This is a genomic window from Halomonas sp. ISL-56 (assembly GCF_018612805.1).
In the GTDB taxonomy this organism is placed as follows: domain Bacteria; phylum Pseudomonadota; class Gammaproteobacteria; order Pseudomonadales; family Halomonadaceae; genus Vreelandella.
This window is the reverse complement of sequence record NZ_JAGGRO010000019.1, coordinates 76285-96365: the sequence shown is the minus strand read 5'-3', so window position 1 is coordinate 96365 and position 20081 is coordinate 76285. Positions and strand designations below refer to the sequence as shown.

The window sequence follows — 20081 nt, the reverse complement described above, 5'->3', positions numbered from 1 at the left end:
GCTTGCCCTATAAAGGTGCAAAGCGAGTTGAGCGGTAACTTTTTTGCACCTAGACCTTCGTCTTGAATTCGTTGAGTAGCGTTGAAAAGCGCTGAATTAACGCCTGTACCCTTGTTGGCATCTTCCTTGCTAGGTTTAGTTACATGCTACGGCATGCATAGCGATACCAATTACTGATTTCAGCGACTGATTTCAATAGCTGATCTTCAATAGCTGATTTTCAATAACTTCGAGGGAAACTAAATGTTCAATAAAAAACACCTAGCGCTGCTAGCGTCCGCTGGCTCACTTAGCCTAGCGGGAATGGCGACTGCTCAAGCCGATACCTTGGAAGATACGATTGAGCGTGGCGCCGTTCAGTGTGGTGTGAGCGATGGTTTGCCGGGCTTCTCCGCACCCGATGACGACGGCAATTGGCAGGGCCTGGACGTTGATGTTTGCCGCGCAGTAGCGGCAGCGGTACTCGGCGATGCAGAAGCCGTTAACTACATTTCCCTTAACGCCGTTGAGCGCTTCACCGCCCTGCAGTCTGGCGAAGTTGATGTTCTGTCACGCAACACAACCTGGACGACCACCCGCGACACTACCCTGGGTCTGAACTTCACCGGCGTTAACTTTTACGACGGCCAAGGCTTCATGGTCTCTCGCGATTTGGGCATTACCGGTGCCGATGAGCTCGACGGTGCCTCCATCTGTATTCAATCAGGTACCACTACAGAGCTGAACCTGGCTGACTACTTCCGTGCTAACGACATGGAATTCAACCCAATCGTATTTGATACCTCTGAGCAAACTGTGGGTGGTTATCAAGCTGGCCGCTGTGACGTGCTGACATCTGATACTTCTCAGCTAGCTGCACTGCGTATCCAGCTTGATGACCCTGAAGCGTCAATGATCCTGTCTGACGTTATTTCCAAAGAGCCGCTGGGCCCTGTGGTTCGTCAGGGTGACGACACTTGGTTCAACATCGTGAAATGGTCGCTGTTTGCGATGATTAACGCAGAAGAGTACGGCGTGACCAGCGGAAACGCGGAAGAGATGCTCAGCTCTGAAAACCCCGATGTAGCTCGCTTGCTTGGTCAAGACGGCAACTATGGCGAGGGCATGGGTCTTGAAGCGGACTGGGCTTACAACATCATTAGCCAAGTCGGTAACTACGCTGAAAGCTTCGAACGTAACGTGGGTATGGACTCTCCGCTGGAAATTGAGCGCGGTGTAAATGCCCTGTGGAACGACGGCGGCTTCCAGTACGCTCCCCCGATTCGCTAAGCGTCTCGCTTGACCCCGGCCCGCCGCCCTCTTCACAGGTTTCTGTTAAAAGGGAATAGGCGGGCCATCTGATTGACCTTCCGTATCGCGGAGACGCCACCCATGTCTGTAAGACCTAACGCTCGCCCCGCCGGCCAAAAGCCGCCGTTTTGGCGAGACCGCGCTAAGCGCGCACTTATTTTTCAGCTCATTTTAGTCGCGGTTGTTGCGGCTTTCCTGATCTATATTATCGGCAATACCCAAGCCAACCTGAATGCTCGCGGCATCACGACAGGCTTTGGCTTCCTGGGCAACACAGCAGGCTTTGGTATTGGTCAAACCTTAATCGAGTACTCCTCCCAAAGCACCTACGGCCGCACCTTCATTATCGGCTTGCTCAACACGCTGTTAGTGGGCGGACTAGGCGTGTTAGCGGCTTCGATTATTGGTTTTATTGTCGGTATTGCGCGACTATCGCCCAACTGGCTAATCGCTAAGCTAGCCAACGCGTATATCGAAACGTTTCGTAATATCCCGCTGTTGCTGCAAATCTTCTTCTGGTATTTCGCGGTACTGCGGACGCTACCTAGCGCCAGGGAAAGTATGGCGTTTGGCGAAGCCATTTTCCTGAACGTGCGTGGGCTGTACCTGCCCCAACCGCTGTTTGAGTCTGGATTTGGGCTGATCCCCGCTACCTTTGTGGTGGCAATCATTGCCAGCATTGCACTGGTCATTTGGAACAAGCGCCGCCATGAAGCCACCGGGAAGCGCCTGCCGGTCTTCTGGATGTCGCTGGTGATTATTTTTGGCCTGCCATTGCTGGTATTGGTGGCCACCGGTGTCCCGGTCACCTGGGAGATGCCGGTACTGCGCGGCTTTAACTTCGGCGGTGGTATCACCATCATCCCCGAATTTTTGGCCCTGTGGCTGGCGCTGTCTATCTATACCGCATCGTTTATTGCTGAGATTGTGCGCTCGGGCATCCAGGCCATTCCCCATGGCCAAACGGAAGCCGCCCAGGCATTGAGCTTGCCGCGCAAATTAGTGTTACGTTTGGTGGTCATCCCCCAGGCCATGCGCGTCATCATTCCGCCGCTCACTAGCCAATATCTCAATCTGATTAAAAACTCGTCACTGGCCACCGCCATCGGCTACCCCGACTTAGTCTCGGTTTTCGCCGGTACCACGCTCAACCAGACCGGTCAGGCCATCGAAGTAATTGCCATGACCATGGCGGTTTATCTGATCATCAGCTTGCTGGTGTCCATGTTCATGAACTGGTTCAACGCTCGCGTTGCGCTAGTTGAACGCTAGGCCGGAGGCGACCCCATGATTCACAATAAAGAAACCATACCTCAGCGCCCGGCTCCTAAAGGCACCATTGGCCCGATTGCCTGGCTACGCGGCAATCTGTTCAACGGCCCTATCAACAGCATCTTTACGCTGCTGGGCCTGTATGTACTGTACCTGCTGGTGGTACCAACGGTTCAGTGGGCGTTTATTGATGCCGACTGGGTGGGCGATAGCCGTGAAGACTGCTCACGAGTAGGCGCCTGCTGGGTATTCGTCAATGCGCGCTTTTCTCAGTTTATGTACGGCCTTTATCCGAGCAGCGAATATTGGCGCGCCAACATCGTGTTTGCCATGTTTGCCGGCATTATTGCCTGGATGGTCATCCCGCGCCTGCCGTTCAAGCGTTGGATGGCACTCTTTGCGCTGCTGATCTTCCCGGTAATCGCCTACGTGCTGCTTCACGGCGGCTACTTCGACCTACCACGTGTTTCCACCCACCGCTGGGGCGGTTTGATGCTGACCCTGCTACTGGCCAGCGTGGGGATGATTGGTGCGCTTCCTATTGGCATCGTGCTCGCCCTTGGGCGACGCTCGAACATGCCCATCGTCAAAACCTTCTGCGTGATTTTTATCGAGTTTTGGCGCGGTGTGCCGCTCATCACCATCCTATTTATGGCCTCGGTGATGCTGCCGCTATTCCTACCGTCAGAACTCAGCGTTGATCGCCTGGTGCGTGCATTGATCGGCCTGACGCTATTCCAAAGCGCCTATATGGCCGAGGTCATTCGTGGTGGTTTGCAGGCGATTCCTAAAGGGCAGGATGAGGCCGCCGCAGCGCTAGGGATGACGTATTGGAAGCGCATGGGGCTGATCGTGATGCCGCAAGCGCTAAAAATGATGATTCCGGGTATCGTTAATACGTTTATCTCGCTGTTTAAAGACACCACCCTGGTGATGATCATCGGGCTGTTTGACCTGTTGGGCATTGTGCAAGCGGCGCTTTCCGACTCGCGCTGGCTGGGCTTCTCTATCGAGGGGTATGTATTCGCCGCGTTCGTGTTCTGGATCTTCTGTTTCAGCATGTCGCGCTACAGCCAGTATTTAGAGCGCAAGCTAAACACCGGCCATAAGCACTAGCTCAGGTACTAGTTCAATCGCTAGTTCAAGAGCGAGCGCCGCATCTCATTACGTTTTAAGTAGGATTTCAACATGACACAAGCAGCCACAAACACCTCTGAAACCAGTACGTCTGACACCAGTACTTCTGACCTAATGGTCGAGATGCGCAACGTTAACAAGTGGTACGGCGATTTTCACGTACTGCGGGATATCTACCTTGAGGTGAAGCGCGGCGAGCGTATCGTGGTGTGCGGCCCTTCGGGGTCGGGTAAATCAACGCTGATTCGCTGCATTAACCACCTTGAAGAGCATCAAAAAGGTGAAATCGTGGTGGGCGGTATACCGCTAACCCAAGACGTTAAGCGTATTGAGCAGATTCGCCGTAGTGTCGGCATGGTGTTTCAGCACTTTAATCTGTTCCCGCACTTATCAGTGCTGGAAAACTGCTGTATCGCGCCAATGTGGGTACAAAAGAAACCCCGCAAAGAGGCCGAAGCGCTGGCGATGGAATATCTGGAGCGGGTACGCATTGCCGAACAGGCGACTAAATACCCAGGGCAGCTTTCGGGTGGCCAGCAGCAGCGGGTGGCGATTGCCCGCTCGCTGTGCATGCACCCTGACGTGATGCTGTTTGACGAGCCCACCTCAGCACTCGACCCCGAGATGATCAAAGAAGTGCTCGACGTTATGGTGGAGCTGGCGGAAGAGGGCATGACCATGATCTGCGTGACCCACGAAATGGGCTTCGCCAAACAAGTGGCTGACCGGGTCATCTTTATGGATCAGGGTCAAATTATTGAAGAAAACGCACCTGAACCCTTCTTCAACAACCCACAATCCGAGCGTACTCAGCTGTTCCTAAGTCAGATCCTCGGGCATTAATACACAGCCCTAGCAACAAAGTAGCTGTGGATAAGTACCTCATCATGGGCCTCACTGGAGGCCCATGATGTTGAGCAGTCGTTTAAAATAGCCGCTATTACAAACGGCTATTACAACTAGCTATTAAAAACAGTTATTAAAAACAGGTATTAAAAACAGTCAAAAAAGGATAAACACATGATTGAAAAGCTGTTTATTGACCGCGCGCCTCAGCCCATCGCCCCCTTTTCCCACGCCTGTCGGGTAGGCGACTTGGTGTTTATCACTGGGCAAATGCCGACGGTGCCCGAAACTAACGAGATGCTTTTGGGCACCTTCACCGAACAGACCCATCGGGTGATGCAGAACCTGGCGATTGTGTTGGAAGAAGTCGGCAGCGCCTTCGAATATGTGGTGCAGTCCCGGGTATTTATCACCAATATGGGCCACTTTGAAGAGGTGAATAAGGTCTACGCAAGCTACTTCCCGCAGCCGTTACCCACTCGCACCTGCATTGGGGTTACTGGTTTAGCGGGCGGTGCAGATGTAGAAGTCGATATGATTGCTTGGATTCCACCGTCTCAGCAGTAAACCTTGTAGCAGTAAGCAACCCCTTGTCAGGCGTCTTTTTCACGGCTGCCAGTACGCTACGACGCGATTGCGTCCCGCTTCTTTAGCGGCATAGAGGGCTTGGTCAGCCTGGCCGACGGCCACTGCCTGACTCTGGTCTAAATCACTGGAGAGCGCCAAGGGCGCAATGCCAACACTGACAGTGAGCGTCACCATGGTGGGTGTTTGTGCATCCCCCGCCGTCAGATAAAACGGCTGTTGGGCTATGCGTTCGCGAATACGCTCACCCAGTTCCACCACCTGCTGGTGGGATAACTCACCCGCCGTAACGGCAAACTCTTCACCGCCAAGCCTCGCCAAGCAATCCTCTGGACGCAGGAGTTCATGTACACGCTTTGCCATCTCCACCAGCAGGGAATCCCCCGCGGGGTGGCCATAGCGATCATTGATATGCTTGAAGTAATCAATATCAATCATCAGTAAATAATAATCTGCAGCTGAATCAAATTCTTGGAGCTGCGCTAAGTGATTAGCCAGCCCACGTCGATTACGCGTGCCGGTCAAGGCGTCAAACTCCGCCGCCACCCAGGCCTGCTCTTCGATTTTTTTGCGTTGGCTAATATCGATGACCAAGCCGCCGATCCGCGCCAAATACCCATCAGCGGTGTAGTAACTCTCCATCACCAATTCATGCCAGCGCCAATGACCCGACGCTACCCTAAGCTGCACATCAATACGGCATTGGGTTTGCAGGCGCTGCTGACATTCGCGTATCAACCCAAATACGCGTAGACGGTCTGCGGGCATGGCATGAGCCAGCAAGCGACGCAGCGGGAGCCTAGCGTAATCGCCAGGATACCCCAGCGACAGCAGCAACGCCGAAGAGCACCAGGTAGCACCGCTGCGCGTGTTGATCTCCCAGGTACCACAGGCGGCGACCTGCTGCAGCAGATCAACCTGACGCTGCCTGCGGGTAAGCTGCTGACGATAAATAGCCGAGGCGATCAGCTCAGCGCCAATCACCAGCGCCTGTAACCCCGCTCCCTCCCAGTCAACTTCGCGTTCACAGTCGTCAAAACCCAGCGTGCCCCACCACTGGCCATCCACCATAATGGGCACGGTGACCATCGACTGTATCGACTGGCTTTCTAAATTATCGCGCAGCGTACCAGGGGCCACCCGCGAGGTAATACAGGTGTGGGGTTCACCTCGCTCGCGACGATTGACCATTTCTTCATACTCGTCATCATCAATCAGCGTGGTAAAAAAGCGAAAGCGCTTTTGCGTCCGCTCACGATAGTGCGACGCAGATGCCCACTCAAAAACAAAATCCTGCAGGACACCGTTTGGGTTGCGCTCTATGGTTTGAAATATCCACACCCGATTAACACCCGACGCCTCCCCTAGCGCTGCCAGCAGTTGATCGACGCCATCGCTCCAAAAATGCTCATCTATCAAGGCACTGCTGCCGATAGAGAGGGCTTTTAGTAGGCTCGACGCATCCGGCGAGAAAGGAGCAGGCATAGTAGTGTCTCGTTACTTTTTCTTTGAGGCTACCACACAGCCTCCTTGAGGGATTACACGCTACGCCCATAAAGCGTGATGCTCGCGGGCGCTAACGGCGTTTGCTCACGGTGGGCCGTCAGCACCTTCCCCGCCAGCGCGGTGAGCAGAATCTGCAGTGGGTCGCCGTGGCTGACCAGCACAATAGTTTCACCGCTGGCCTTTTGCTCCCACTCAGCGATTACCGCCTGCATGCGGCCCGCCACCGAACTCACCGCCTCTACCCCATGGTGCTGGTGATCGGCATCTTCAGCGTCTAACGCCCATATGCTGGCGTAGCGATCGTCACTCTGCCCTTCAAACTCGCCAAAATGGCGCTCTCGCAAACGTGTTTCCACGCTTGGGGTGAGCCCAAACGCAGTGGCAATGTGGGCAGCCGTTTGCGTCGTGCGCAGAAAATCCGAGTGCACGACAAGCGTGGGTGTCGGCCACTGCCAGTCGGCAACCCTCTGGGCAAGCTGTTGCTCGCCCAACTCGGAAAGACCGAACTCCGCCACACCGCGCTCCGGCGAGCTGACAATTACGCCCTGCTGATTGGCTTGGCTATGGCCGTGGCGGATTAGTAAATAGCGGTTGCGCCAATGGTCGTAAGGCGCCTGTAAAGTATTTGACATAAGTTCGTCACAAACCCTAGATTGAAAGTGTCTGCTTTCGAAAATAATCATCCTTCGCGCCAAATGTCCACTTATGAAACATTTCTCGCTTTAACGAGTGGCAAAACGCAGCAAAGGAAACACAGTTTGATGCATAGCAAGAACACAACAATAACGCACAGATGAGGCTTACCATGACAACTTCGCTCTTCCGCAAGCGCCCGCTTGCGATGCTTACCGCTATATCTCTGCTACCACTTACCCTGCTCTCTACCCACGCCCAAGCTGAATGTGAGCGCGGCGTTTTAGATGCTATATATTGCGATGAGAATGGCGATATGGTCGCTGATCGCCCCGCCGATGAGTCTGAATGGGCCAATCCTGATACGCTGATTTTTGCTTACACCCCCGTAGAGGATCCGGCCATCTATTCAGATATTTGGCAGCCCTTTATTGACCACCTATCAGACGTCACTGAGCGGGATGTGCGCTTCTTTGCGGTGCAGTCCAATGCTGCCCAAGTAGAAGCGATGCGCAGCGGGCGGCTGCATATCGCCGGTTTCTCCACCGGCCCCACGCCGTTTGCGGTGAACCTGGCCGGTGCGGTGCCGTTTGCGTTAATGGGCTCTGATGACGGTCAGTTTGGCTATACCCTGCAGCTGTTTACCCACGTTGACTCTGATATTCATGAAGTTGAGGATCTCAAAGGCAAGCGCGTTGCCCACACCTCACCCACCTCTAACTCGGGTAACTTAGCGCCCCGCGCACTGCTGCCTGAACTTGGCATCACCCCCGACGAAGATTACGAAGTGGTCTACTCAGGTAGCCACGACCAATCCATGCTGGGCGTAGTGGCCAAGGATTACGATGCGGCTCCGGTCGCTTCCGAAGTGGTAGAGCGGATGGCCGCACGCGGTCTTTACGATGAAGAAGACGTGCGTCTGATCTACGAATCCGACCGTTTTCCCACCACGTCTTACAACTACGCGCACAATCTGCACCCAGACTTAGTCGAAAAAATTGAAGAAGCTTTCTTCAGCTTTGATTTTATTGGCACCGAGCTGGGTGAAGAGTTTGAGGGCGTCGAGAAATTTATTCCGATCAATTACAAAGATAATTGGCAGGTGATTCGCACCATCCAAGCCGCTAATAACGTGAGCTATACGCCAGAAAACCTGGAAGAGTAAAACCTAACGCATCGCCACCGGCGGTGCGGTTATTTTCTCGACGATGGAAGCGGACACATGCTGGAAATTACCAATCTGGTCAAACGCTATGGCCACGATGAAGCCGTGCTGAAAGGGCTTGACCTCAAGGTAGAGGGAAACAGCGTTGTTTCTATCGTAGGCGCGTCAGGCGCCGGCAAAAGCACTATGCTGAGGTGCATTAACCGTTTGGTAGAGCCCACATCTGGCTCTATCAAACTCAACGGCAATGAGTTGGTGAACCTTAAAGGCGCTGGATTGCGCCGCGCACGCCGCAAAATCGGCATGGTTTTCCAGGGCTTTAACCTGCTGGATCGCTTAACCGTGATGGAGAACGTGCTAGCCGGGCGGTTGGGTTACGTCAATCTCTACCAAGCGATTTCACGTCGTTACCCCCAGGCCGATATTGAGCGTGCCTTTGTACTGATGGAGCGGGTGGGCATTGCGCATTACGCCAACAAGCGTGCTGATGAGCTTTCCGGCGGCGAGCGCCAGCGGGTAGGCGTCGTTCGCGCGCTAATGCAGGAACCTGAAGTGCTGCTCGCCGATGAGCCCACCGCCTCGCTAGACCCGCGCACTTCTGAGCAGATTATGGTGCTGCTGCAAAGCTTGGCCAGCGAGCTGTCGCTGCCGGTGTTGATCAATATCCATAACGTTGCTCAGGCCAAAACTTATACCGAGCGTATTGTGGGCCTACGCCACGGCAAGATGATCTTTGATGGTGCGCCTGCCGACTTCAACAAAGACGCACTGGATGCCATCTACGGGGGGATTGACGCACCGGACGATGCAATTACGGATACGCCAGAGGAGCACACCCATGACTCCGCCTGACGCTCATTCCACAGCACCCCGTACTTGGAAAAAGCCGCCGTTTATTGCCAACCCAGTGCTGCGCTACGGGTTGATCCTGGTGGCGGTGGTCTACCTGGTATGGGCCTTTGGCTCACTGCCCTTCAACTGGGCGCGTATCTCTGAAGGGTTGCCCCGCGCCGCACGTATTTTTAGCGGTGGCTTCCCGCCCAATCTTGAGCGTTACGAGCTACTGTTAACAGGCTTTAAAGAGAGCTTCCAAATCGCTATTTTGGCGACGCTACTGGGGGTCTTTCTGTCGATTCCCTTTGCTGTAATGGCTGCGCGTAATATTGCGCCCATGCCAATTTATATTATTGGCCGGGCGGTGATTATCATATCGCGCAGTTTCCACCCGGTGATTGTGGCGATTCTGTTTGTGGCCGCCGTGGGCTTTGGCCCCTTAGCGGGCATTCTCACCTTAACGCTCTACTCCATTGGCTTCGTAGGCAAGCTGCTTGCCGAAGAGATAGAAGAGATCGACTGGGGGCAGGTAGAGGCTATGAAAGCCGCTGGTGCGGGCTATATCGCCATTCTGTTTTATGCCGTTTTCCCGCAGATACTGCCACGTCAAGTTGGGCTTTCCATGTACCAACTGGACAGTAATTTGCGCGCCTCGGCGGTGGTCGGGATCGTCGGTGCAGGTGGCATTGGCGGTACGCTAATGAACGCCTTTGGACGCTACGATTACGATTTCGCCTTTGCGATTCTACTCATTATCATCGCCGTCATTTTGCTCAGCGAAGGTGTCAGCGGCTGGGTAAGGAAAAAAATATGGTAGATCATGCACAGCAGCTTGCTGACCGGGTTTGGCAACGCCACGACCGTAAACAGCTCCTTATCCGTTATGGCGTGCTTTTAGCCACCTTGATGATGGTGGTTTGGGCGGTGCGCGATATTGATATTTTCTGGCCCTGGGTGTGGGATGCGCCCAATCAGATCTCGGCGCTTGGGGCGCGCATGTGGCCACCCAGCCCCGCTGGGTTAAACGGCATCATCGCCGCACTGATTGAGACCGTGCATATTGCCACTCTGGCGACCTTCCTAACGATTTTCCTGGCGTTACCGGTGGCGTACATTGCCGCCCAGAACACCACACCTAACCGCGCCTGCCTGTGGCTAGGGCGCTTTATTCTGGTCTCCAGCCGCTCGGTAAATACCATTATCTGGGCACTGCTGTTCGTGGCGATTTTTGGCCCTGGCGTGTTAGCGGGCATTCTCGCCATTGTATTTCGTTCCATTGGCTTTATCGGCAAGCTGATGGGTGAGGCGATTGAAGAGATTGACCGCAACCCGGTGGAAGCGATGGAAGCCACCGGAGCCTCCAAGGCCAAGGTGGTCGCCTACGCCATTGTGCCGCAAGTCATGCCAGCGTTTTTTGCCATTGTGATCCTGCGCTGGGATATCAATATTCGCGAATCAACCGTGCTTGGATTAGTTGGCGCGGGGGGGATTGGCGTGATTTTACAGGGTGCAATTGACACCTTCGCCTGGCCTACCGTCGCGACCATTTTGATTGCCATTATTGTGCTAGTGCTGATCGGTGAAGCGGTCACCAGCTTGCTGCGTCGCAAAGTGCTGTAGCCCCGTTGTTTAGAACCAGTTGTTCAGAACCAGTTGCTTAGAACCAGTTGCTTAAGCCATGGCAAGTGTTTGACCTAACGCCAAACGCTTGCCATGGTTAAATGACCATCAACGACATGGAGTATGCACAGCGATGACAACCTATATCGTGGTAGCCGACGCCGCTCGCGCACGTATCTTTACCCGTGATGCCTTGACGCTGGCGGAACAGGAGAGCCTGGTTCACGCAGAAGGGCGGCTGCATGAAGGTGATTTGATCACCGACCATCGCGGTGATGTGCACGAGTCGATGTCCAGTACGGCACGCTCTTCCGGCGAAGAGGGGGCGGCTACTAAGCACGAAAACGAGCTATTTGCGAAAGAGGTCGCTCAACGACTTTACAGCGCTCGAGTAGGCAACAGTATGGAAAAGCTCATTATGGTGGCGCCGCCTAAATTTTTGGGGCTTTTACGCGATAAACTCGATGGCCCCACACAGAAGCTAGTGATTCATTCCCTATCAAAAGATCTAAGTAAAGCGTCACTGGCCGATATCCAAGAGGCGGTTAGTGATTTACGCTAGGAATATCTAACACTTCACCCTCATTCAACACTAAAGAAAGGGTCGCTCTCGCCGATAGCTTAGAAGACATTACAAACGGTACCTTCCCCGAGTACTGACATGCACTTCTACGTCGAGAGCGACCATGCTATCCACCCTCCGAGCACGTATTTTATTAGCCGCATTAGTGGCGATCACCCTCGCTCTGATAATTAACGGCATTGCCAGTTACACCACGGTAAAACACCATAATGACCAGCAAATAACCCGTAACCTTAACGCCGTGGTTAGCGGCAATAGCAGCGCGCTCAACGAATGGATGGAGTCGCGTAGCACCATGCTAACGGGTATGGAAGAAGCTGCCGCTAGTAGCAACCCTAGTGCTGCACTGCGCCAGCTAACGACCTCTGGCGATTTCATGGCCACTTATATAGGTTATGCCGAAAGTGGTGAAACAATTTTCTTCGATGGGTGGGAGCCACCTGCAGATTTTGATCCTCGCATGCGTCCGTGGTATCAAGCAGCTGAAAAATCCGAAGATACCATTGTTACTGCCCCCTATGTTGATGCCCAAAGCGGCGACCTTGTCGTTACCTTTGCCCGGCCGTTTTACCAAAACAATGAGCTACAGTCGGTAATAGGCGCCGACGTAAACATCAGCAATATGGTGGCCATAGTTGATGGTATATCTCCTACTCCTTCCAGCTTCGGTTTCCTGGTAACGGGTGATGGCACACTAGTTGCCCATCCCAATAGTGAGTTTACACTCGAGCCATCTACCACCTTGAGTAATGATTTAAACGCCGCTTACTTACAACAGCTTGCATCCGCTACTAACCCCCAACAAATAACTCTTGAGGAGAGCAGCAAGCTATTACTTAGCCGACCTGTTGGTGGCAATAGCGATTGGCAACTGGTTGTCGCGCTGGATGAAGCCGAGGCAACCGCTGGCCTGCGCGCGATAGCCACGACGTCGATAATCACACTGCTGATCGTGGCCGCGATCACTGCGGTAGTATTTGGCTTACTGCTTTCACTGCTGCTGCGCCGCTTGTTGGTTGCACGTAACGCAATGGATGATATCGCCTCGGGAGAGGGTGACTTAACTCGACGTTTGCCCGAAGAGGGCAATGATGAGGTCACGCAAATTGCCAAGGCCTTCAACCGCTTTGTGGGCAAAATGGAAACCGTATTGATAGATGTGCGCACCAGCAGTGAATCCGTCCACCACGCGGCCAATGAGATCGCTATGGGCGGCCAGGATTTATCCCGTCGCACCGATAACGCGGCCGCTAGCCTGCAGCAGACCTCTGCATCGATAGAGGAAATCACCAGTACGGTTCAACACACGGCGGCATCTGCAAAAGAGGCCAATAAGCTTTCTCAGACCGCCTCTGACGTGGCGAACGAAGGCGGAAAAGTCGTGGCGAATGTGGTGACAACGATGGAAGACATCACCCGTGCCTCTGATAAGATCGGTGACATCGTCACCTTAATGAACAGCATTTCATTCCAGACCAACCTGCTGGCGCTTAACGCCTCGGTGGAAGCCGCTCGAGCTGGCGAGCATGGCCGTGGTTTTGCCGTGGTGGCCGACGAGGTACGCAAGCTAGCCGGACGCAGCAGCGATGCCGCCAACGATATTCAAAAGCTGATAGAAGACTCACAAACCAAGGTGAATAACGGCACCACTCTAGTTCGTAATGCGGGATCTACCATGCAGGATATCGTCGCGCATATTACCCGCGTGACCGATGTCTTGGAGGAGATCAACGCGGCCACTAGCGAGCAGAGCGACGGTATCAATCAGGTCAACATCGCGGTTGCAGAACTGGATCGCATGACCCAGGAAAACGCGGCCATGGTGGAGGAGTCCACGACCGCTGCTGAGCAGCTAAAAGAGCAGGCCGATCATCTGGCTGGCACTATAAGTAGTTTTAAGCTGTCTCACGCCGCGGCACCTGCCCTGCAAGTGCAGTATCAAGCACATGACAACCGCCGCCATCACATTACTTAAGGGGTAACGCTATGCATTTTCGCTCGTTACGCTCTTTCGTCGTCGCACTTGCGGGCCCCTGCCTGCTCACGATTGTGGCTGCGTTAGTCATCTATAACCTGTTCGCCGCGGCCCGCACCCAGCAAACGGTGAATGAACATACCAGCGCATTGATGGAAAGCGCATTGAATGCGCGCTTGGATGCTATTGCCGAAGCAGAGGGCGGGCGCATTCAGCGCGAACTAAACAATGCTATGACAATCGCCCACCAGTTGGCGACCACCAACGCCTTGATGGGCATGGAGGACGAAGAGGGTCGGCGTTCTCTATACCTTAACCGCCGCCAGTTATCGAATCTGGTTCGCCAAACAGTCGCCACTAATCCAACGCTTCTAGATGCATTTATTGGTTGGGAACCAAACGCCTTTGGGGATGACGAGCGCTACGCTGGCGATGAGCGTTACGGCCATGACGGCAGCGGCCGCTTTATGCCCTGGTGGTACCGCACCGATGATGGGACGCTGGCAGTGCTGCCGCTGGGCGATACCATGGAGAGTGAAGAGCGCCTTCCTAGCGGCGTTCGTGAGGGCGAATACTATCTTTGCCCTCGAGAAACCCTAGCTTCCTGCATTATCGATCCGGCTGCATATGATTATGGCGGCGAGACGCAGCTGGTCACTTCGTTTAATGCGCCCATTTTGGTGGATGGCGAGTTTCGTGGCGTTGCGGGGGTAGACCTCTCCCTTAACTTTATCCAAACCCTGCTAAGCGACGCCAATCAAGCGCTTTACAACGGGGCCGGGCGCATGGCACTCATCGCGGGAAGCGGGGGGCTAGTAGCCGATACAGCAGGCGAAGAGAGTCTGGGCTCGCCTGCCAGTAAATCCCTTAGCGGCACTATTCTCGCGGGTATCCGAGAGGCATCAGAGCAAAGTAGCCTACAAAGTAGCGTTAGCGATGGTCTACTGCAGCGCTATCAGCCTATTACTATTGGTGATTCCAGCCAACCCTGGGTGCTGGTTCTCCAGCTCCCTGAAGATGTTGCGCTTGCTGAGTTGAGTGCGCTACAAACCGTTCTCAGCGAGCAGCGTCAGCAAAACACGCTGGGCATGACGGTGGTAGGGTTGCTGCTAGCAGCACTGGGTGTGGCAGCGCTATGGTGGATCGGCGGGCGCATTGCGCGGCCTCTTAAGCGACTCGCCAGCCGCATGGAAGAGATTGCCTCAGGCCATGGTGACCTTACCCAACGTCTCCCGGTACATGGGCGTGATGAAAGTGCCGCGGTGGCTGCGCAGTTCAATGCTTTTGCAGAAAAAATTCAGACCATTCTGCTGGATGTTCGCCGCAGTAGCGAAGCCGTCAACCACGCAGCCAATGAGATTACTCAAGGCGGCCACGACCTATCACGGCGCACTGAACAGGCCGCAGCAAGCTTGCAGCAAACATCGACGGCAATGGAGCAAATTAGTAGCACTATTGGACACACGACCCAAGCTTCACAGGAAGCGAGCGGGCTTTCTCAAACGGCTTCCGAGCTAGCCTCACGTACCGACGGCGCCTTTAAACAGGTAGTGTCGACGATGGATGAGATCCGCACTAACTCCAATGAAATTCAGAACATTGTTAGCGTGATTGATGGCATTGCTTTCCAAACGAACCTATTGGCACTTAATGCTTCCATAGAAGCCGCCCGTGCTGGCGAACACGGCAGGGGCTTCGCGGTAGTGGCCGATGAAGTGCGCCAATTGGCTGGTCGCAGTAGCGATGCGGCTAAAGATATTCGCCAACGCATTGATACATCGGCGGGGAAGGTAGAAAGCGGCACCCAAATGGTTCGCGGTGCTGAAACCGCTATGCATGAGCTAGCCGATAGCGTTACCCGAATCACTCAGATGCTAGGCGATATCAGTACAGCAGCGCGAGAACAAAGTGATGGTATTAGCCAGGTCAGTATTGCAGTCTCCGACTTGGATCAGATGACCCAGCAAAACGCTGCACTTGTTGAAGAATCAACGACTGCCGCTGAGCAGTTGAACGCTCAAGCAGATAATTTAGCTTCGCTTGTGGGCGGCTTCAAATTGAGCGAACAAGAGCCGAGCTCATCGCTCGGGGCATTGCCAAATGCAACGCAGCTACCAACAGGGAGACTCGACACTACTCACCGGTAATTGGCACAACCATCTCCAATCATCGTCCTTAACCTAAAGGGGCCTCACTTTGGGGCTCCTTTATAAATATGCTGCCTTTATAAACATAACTGTATCTAGCACGCACCTCCTTCCTTAACGAACTTAGACAAACACAAACATACACCTAAAGTCGCATTCATCAATGCCGATAGCATGACAGCAGATGTTACTTACCAAGCGGTCAACTTCTGACCTCATTTTTCCTTAATAGCGAGACTTTATTAATGCTGTCGTCCCTACGCTTGCGCATTCTGATGATCACTTTGGTGGTTATCACGCTGGCACTGACCATCAACGCCTCCGTTAGTTATCTGACCTTGCAAGCTCACAACGAGCAGCAGGTAACTCGGCAACAGGCATCCATCGCACAGGGTAATGCCCTGGCAATTGAAGAGTGGGTGTCTGCCCGTGCCGCGATGCTAGAAGCAGCTCGCGCGCCCGTGATCGATAATGCCCCTCTCGAGCCCCTAAAACAGCTAGCCGACTCAGGTGGATTCATAGCGGCCTTTTACGGTCAAACCGATGGCAGTCATCTTTCTTCCGATGGCTGGAAACCACCTAATGACTACGACCCGCGCCAGCGCAGCTGGTATCAAGCAGCCATGGATCAGGATAGCACCATCGTTTCGCTGCCCTACGTGGATGCCAACAGCAATCGCTTAGTGGTTACCTTTGCCACGCCGGTCAAGCGTGAGGGTCGCCTATATGGGGTGGTCGGCGGAGATGTGGCGATCGACAGTCTGGTCAATCAGGTCAATGCCATTCAGCCGACGCCATCGAGCTTCGCCTTTCTGAGCAGTGGCGGCGAGACGCTGATCGCGCACCCCAACACGGCGCTGACTCTCAAGCCACTAAGCCAGGTCAGCGAGACATTGACCCCCGCCGTTATCGAACGACTGAGCGCTACCCGAGACGCCTGGGAGCCGATTCAAGTCGACGGCCAGGTTAAGCGGCTATCGGCGACCCCCATCGCGGGTACTGACTGGGAGCTCGGCGTCGCACTGGACGAACGCGAGGCCACTGCTGGCCTTCGCGCCATCCTCCACTCTTCGTTGATCACGCTACTGATTATTATCGCCGTTACTGCTCTGCTGCTCAGCCTGTGGCTCAAGCGAACCTTCGCCGGTCTTGAACGGGCCCGGGATGCGCTGGATGACATCGCTAGTGGCGAGGGAGACCTGACCCGCCGTCTACCGGAGCAAGGCCGCGATGAAGTGGCCCAGATGAGCGGTGCTTTCAACCGCTTCGTGAGCAAAATGGAGGCGGTATTAATCGATGTACGCACTAGCAGCGAATCCGTTCACCATGCCGCCAATGAGATCGCCATGGGCGGACAGGATCTATCCCGTCGCACCGATAACGCGGCCGCTAGCCTGCAGCAAACCTCTGCATCGATTGAGGAAATCACCAGTACCGTTCAACACACGGCAGCATCCGCAAAAGAAGCCAATAAGCTATCTCAAACCGCCTCAGAAGTCGCCAACGAAGGTGGGAAGGTTGTCGCAAATGTGGTGAACACCATGGAAGACATTACCCACGCGTCGGATAAGATCGGTGAAATTGTCACCTTAATGAACAGCATTTCGTTCCAGACCAACCTGCTGGCGCTTAACGCTTCGGTGGAAGCGGCCCGGGCTGGCGAGCATGGCCGTGGTTTTGCCGTGGTAGCTGACGAGGTGCGCAAGCTAGCCGGGCGCAGCAGCGAGGCCGCCAACGATATTCAAAAGCTGATCGAAGATTCACAAACCAAGGTGAATAACGGCACTACTTTGGTGCGTAATGCGGGGGCTACCATGCAAGACATCGTCACGCATATTACCCGCGTAACCGATGTTTTGGAGGAGATCAACGCAGCGACTAGTGAGCAGAGCGAAGGTATCAAACAAGTCAACATCGCTGTCGCAGAGCTGGATCGCATGACCCAGGAGAACGCGGCCATGGTAGAAGAGTCCACGACCGCTGCCGAGCAGTTGAAAGAGCAGGCCGATCACTTAGCGGTCACCATAGGCAGCTTCAAACTGTCTCAACACCCACCTGCGCCGTTAACGTTAAACTCGCCCAAAGCGCTCGCGTCGTTTTGAGGGACTAAGGAATGGGCGGCAGTGCAATGTCATCGCTGCGTTTAGCGCCAGCGGTCATTTCACGGCACAGGCGCAGAAATTCGCGCACGCCGGTGGTGAGGTATTTATGTCGGTGCCAAATAAACGTGAATTGACGCTTTAGATCCAACTCCGGCGTGGGCAGCGGTACCAAGCTGCCGCGCCGGAAGGCATCGCGTAGCGCCAAGCGCGAGACACAGCCAATCCCCAGCCCCGACTCCACGGCACGTTTAATACCTTCCGTATGCTCTAGCTCCAGCAGCGTATTAAACCGGCTGCGACGGTGGCGGGCGGCGTGTTCCAGGGTCATTCGGGTGCCAGACCCCTCTTCGCGCATAATCCAGTCCTCACGCAGCAATTGCTCAAGCTCAAGATGCTCGCGGCCTGCCAGCGGATGACGCGGCGAGCAAAACACGCACAGCTCATCTTCTACCCAGGGCTGGCTAATGATCATGTCATCGTCGCACTGTCCCTCGATCAAGCCTAAATCTAGCGAGTGCTGGCGCACGCCTTCGATAATATGGCGCGTATTGCGCACCGCCAGGCGCACCCGACTGCCGGGGTGGCGCTGCATAAAGTCGCTGATGAGCAACGTGGCCAGGTAGTTACCAATGGTCAGCGTGGCGCCGACATCCAGCGATCCAACCCCTTTCTGCCCACGCAGCAACTCTTCGATCTCTTCACCACGATCAAGCAGCGCCACCGCTTTAGGCAATAGCTGAAAACCCAGCGCGTTAAGTTTCAAGCGTTTGCCGATCCGATCCAGCAGTTGACAGTCGAACTGCCGCTCAAGCTCCGCCAGCGCCGTGCTGGTCGCCGACTGCGACATGGCCAGCGCCCGCGCCGCATGGGATACGCTCTCATGCTGGGCAACCGCCACAAAGACTTCCAACTGCCGCAAGGTGTAGTGCATAGCGTCTGACCTATATTTGATCTATATCTATTTTTCAGATAAGCGTTATCAATATAATTCGCTTAACAGATATAGCACCCTTTGCTTAGACTTGCAGGCAACTTATTTAATAATTTTTATTCTTTTTCAGAATATGACCGATATGGTTTAGCGCCAGCGTCGGCTACAGGAGAAAACGGCATGAGTAAGTTTGCTCTGGAAGAAGTGCTTAGCGTTCATCACTGGAACGATACTCTATTCAGCTTCCGCACCACCCGAGAGCGTAGCCTGCGCTTCAAAACCGGTCAGTTTGTAATGATTGGTTTGGAAGTGAATGGCAAACCGCTGATGCGCGCTTACTCTATTGCCAGTCCCAACTACGAAGACCACCTGGAGTTCTTCAGCATTAAAGTGCCCGATGGCCCGCTCACGTCACGACTTCAGCACCTGAAAGTGGGTGACCAGATTATGGTCAGCCGCAAGCCGACAGGCACGCTGGTCACCGACGACCTGCTGCCCGGCCGCAACCTGTATATGCTCTCCACCGGTACCGGTTTGGCGCCCTTTATGAGCTTGATTCAGGATCCCGAAGTTTATGAACGCTACGAGAAAATCGTACTGGTTCACGGGGTGCGCGAAGTCTCTGAATTGGCCTACGCCGACTTCATCACCAAAGAGCTGCCAGCCCATGAGTACCTAGGTGAAGATATTGCTGAAAAGCTGGTCTACTACCCGACCGTTACCCGGGAAGAGTTCCACACCATGGGCCGCCTGACCGACCATATTCGTACGGGTAAGCTGTTTGAAGATACCGGCCTGCCGCCCATCGACCCACGCCAAGACCGCGCGATGATCTGTGGCAGCCCCGCCATGCTGGACGATACCAGCGCCCTGCTCGACGAGTTGGGTCTAAATATTTCGCCACGTATGGGCGAGCCGGGCGACTACGTCATTGAGCGTGCGTTTGTTGAGAAGTGATCGTTGTGTGAGGGGTGAGGGGTGAGGGGTGAGGGGTGAATAGAAAATTGTCACCATCACCTTATGAGTTAAGCCCCTGGGGACGCTCTCCCCAGGGGCTTTGTCTACTCGGCACTACTTACTATTCACACCTTACCCTTCACCTTTAAACCGCGTCTTTGCCTGTTTCGCCGGTACGGATACGAATCACCTGCTCTAGCGGCATTACAAAGATTTTGCCGTCGCCGATTTTACCCGTGTTCGCCACCTGGGTGATGGCATCGATCACCTGCTCGGCCATATCATCATCCACCGCGACTTCCAGCTTCACTTTAGGCAGGAAGTCCACCACATACTCAGCGCCACGATACAGCTCGGTATGCCCTTTCTGGCGCCCAAAGCCCTTCACTTCCGTCACCGTAATACCCTGTACGCCGATATCAGAGAGCGATTCGCGCACATCGTCGAGCTTAAACGGCTTGATAATAGCTGTGATCAATTTCATTACCATATCCTCTA

18 protein-coding genes are annotated in these 20081 nt (G+C 54.4%); 14 read left to right on the top strand and 4 right to left on the bottom strand.

The features are described from left to right. Positions 1–243: 243 nt before the first annotated feature. The 5 genes from J7J49_RS16275 (at position 244) to J7J49_RS16255 (ending at position 5112) form a co-directional block, all read left to right on the top strand. A complete protein-coding gene (locus J7J49_RS16275; protein ID WP_064235673.1) occupies positions 244–1269 on the top strand; it encodes an amino acid ABC transporter substrate-binding protein in 1026 nt (341 codons plus the stop codon). A 102-nt stretch (positions 1270–1371) separates the two neighbouring features. After that, positions 1372–2562, top strand: coding sequence for an amino acid ABC transporter permease (locus tag J7J49_RS16270; protein ID WP_215094060.1), 1191 nt, complete (start codon positions 1372–1374; stop codon positions 2560–2562). Between the two features lie 15 nt (positions 2563–2577). Next, positions 2578–3678, top strand: coding sequence for an amino acid ABC transporter permease (locus J7J49_RS16265; protein ID WP_064235675.1), 1101 nt, complete (start codon positions 2578–2580; stop codon positions 3676–3678). A gap of 135 nt (positions 3679–3813) precedes the next feature. Continuing rightward, positions 3814–4542 (top strand): amino acid ABC transporter ATP-binding protein, encoded by a 729-nt coding sequence (locus J7J49_RS16260; RefSeq protein WP_040480329.1) that lies wholly within the window; start codon positions 3814–3816, stop codon positions 4540–4542. Between the two features lie 177 nt (positions 4543–4719). Continuing rightward, positions 4720–5112 (top strand): RidA family protein, encoded by a 393-nt coding sequence (locus J7J49_RS16255; RefSeq protein WP_007112377.1) that lies wholly within the window; start codon positions 4720–4722, stop codon positions 5110–5112. 39 nt (positions 5113–5151) lie between these two features. Here J7J49_RS16255 and J7J49_RS16250 read toward each other — a convergent pair whose 3' ends face one another. After that, positions 5152–6615 (bottom strand): sensor domain-containing diguanylate cyclase, encoded by a 1464-nt coding sequence (locus J7J49_RS16250; protein ID WP_215094058.1) that lies wholly within the window; start codon positions 6613–6615, stop codon positions 5152–5154. A gap of 53 nt (positions 6616–6668) precedes the next feature. Continuing rightward, complete coding sequence (locus J7J49_RS16245; protein ID WP_215094056.1) at positions 6669–7268, bottom strand: histidine phosphatase family protein; 600 nt, start codon at positions 7266–7268, stop codon at positions 6669–6671. 173 nt (positions 7269–7441) lie between these two features. On the opposite strand from J7J49_RS16245, the gene phnD reads away from it, so the two are divergent. The 8 genes from phnD to J7J49_RS16205 all read left to right on the top strand — a co-directional run bounded on the left by phnD (position 7442) and on the right by J7J49_RS16205 (position 17695). After that, positions 7442–8434, top strand: coding sequence for a phosphate/phosphite/phosphonate ABC transporter substrate-binding protein (phnD, locus tag J7J49_RS16240; protein ID WP_215094054.1), 993 nt, complete (start codon positions 7442–7444; stop codon positions 8432–8434). 57 nt (positions 8435–8491) lie between these two features. Then, complete coding sequence (phnC, locus tag J7J49_RS16235; RefSeq protein ID WP_064235679.1) at positions 8492–9286, top strand: phosphonate ABC transporter ATP-binding protein; 795 nt, start codon at positions 8492–8494, stop codon at positions 9284–9286. Beyond that, positions 9273–10085: a phosphonate ABC transporter, permease protein PhnE gene (gene phnE, locus J7J49_RS16230; protein WP_215094052.1), complete on the top strand. Its 813-nt coding sequence runs from the start codon at positions 9273–9275 to the stop codon at positions 10083–10085. Before phnC ends, phnE (J7J49_RS16230) begins: the two co-directional genes overlap by 14 nt. Then, the gene (gene phnE, locus J7J49_RS16225; RefSeq protein WP_215094050.1) at positions 10079–10888 is read left to right on the top strand and encodes a phosphonate ABC transporter, permease protein PhnE; all 810 of its coding nucleotides are present in this window, start codon (positions 10079–10081) and stop codon (positions 10886–10888) included. Before phnE (J7J49_RS16230) ends, phnE (J7J49_RS16225) begins: the two co-directional genes overlap by 7 nt. 133 nt (positions 10889–11021) lie before the next feature. Then, the gene (locus J7J49_RS16220; RefSeq protein WP_215094048.1) at positions 11022–11450 is read left to right on the top strand and encodes a host attachment protein; all 429 of its coding nucleotides are present in this window, start codon (positions 11022–11024) and stop codon (positions 11448–11450) included. A 124-nt stretch (positions 11451–11574) separates the two neighbouring features. Continuing rightward, positions 11575–13446 (top strand): methyl-accepting chemotaxis protein, encoded by a 1872-nt coding sequence (locus tag J7J49_RS16215; protein WP_215094046.1) that lies wholly within the window; start codon positions 11575–11577, stop codon positions 13444–13446. Between the two features lie 11 nt (positions 13447–13457). After that, positions 13458–15593: a methyl-accepting chemotaxis protein gene (locus tag J7J49_RS16210; RefSeq protein ID WP_215094044.1), complete on the top strand. Its 2136-nt coding sequence runs from the start codon at positions 13458–13460 to the stop codon at positions 15591–15593. Between the two features lie 245 nt (positions 15594–15838). Continuing rightward, positions 15839–17695, top strand: coding sequence for a methyl-accepting chemotaxis protein (locus tag J7J49_RS16205; protein ID WP_215094042.1), 1857 nt, complete (start codon positions 15839–15841; stop codon positions 17693–17695). Positions 17696–17699: 4 nt separating this feature from the next. Here the strand turns inward: J7J49_RS16205 and J7J49_RS16200 are convergent, their stop codons facing one another. Continuing rightward, positions 17700–18626: a LysR family transcriptional regulator gene (locus tag J7J49_RS16200; protein WP_009286188.1), complete on the bottom strand. Its 927-nt coding sequence runs from the start codon at positions 18624–18626 to the stop codon at positions 17700–17702. Between the two features lie 180 nt (positions 18627–18806). Here J7J49_RS16200 and J7J49_RS16195 point away from each other — a divergent pair, with 180 nt between their 5' ends. Beyond that, entirely contained in the window at positions 18807–19583 is a 777-nt protein-coding gene (locus J7J49_RS16195; protein WP_064235686.1) for a ferredoxin--NADP reductase, read from the top strand. 145 nt (positions 19584–19728) lie between these two features. On the opposite strand, the gene glnK is transcribed toward J7J49_RS16195, so the two are convergent. Continuing rightward, positions 19729–20067, bottom strand: coding sequence for a P-II family nitrogen regulator (gene glnK / locus J7J49_RS16190; RefSeq protein WP_007112362.1), 339 nt, complete (start codon positions 20065–20067; stop codon positions 19729–19731). Positions 20068–20081: the final 14 nt, after the last annotated feature.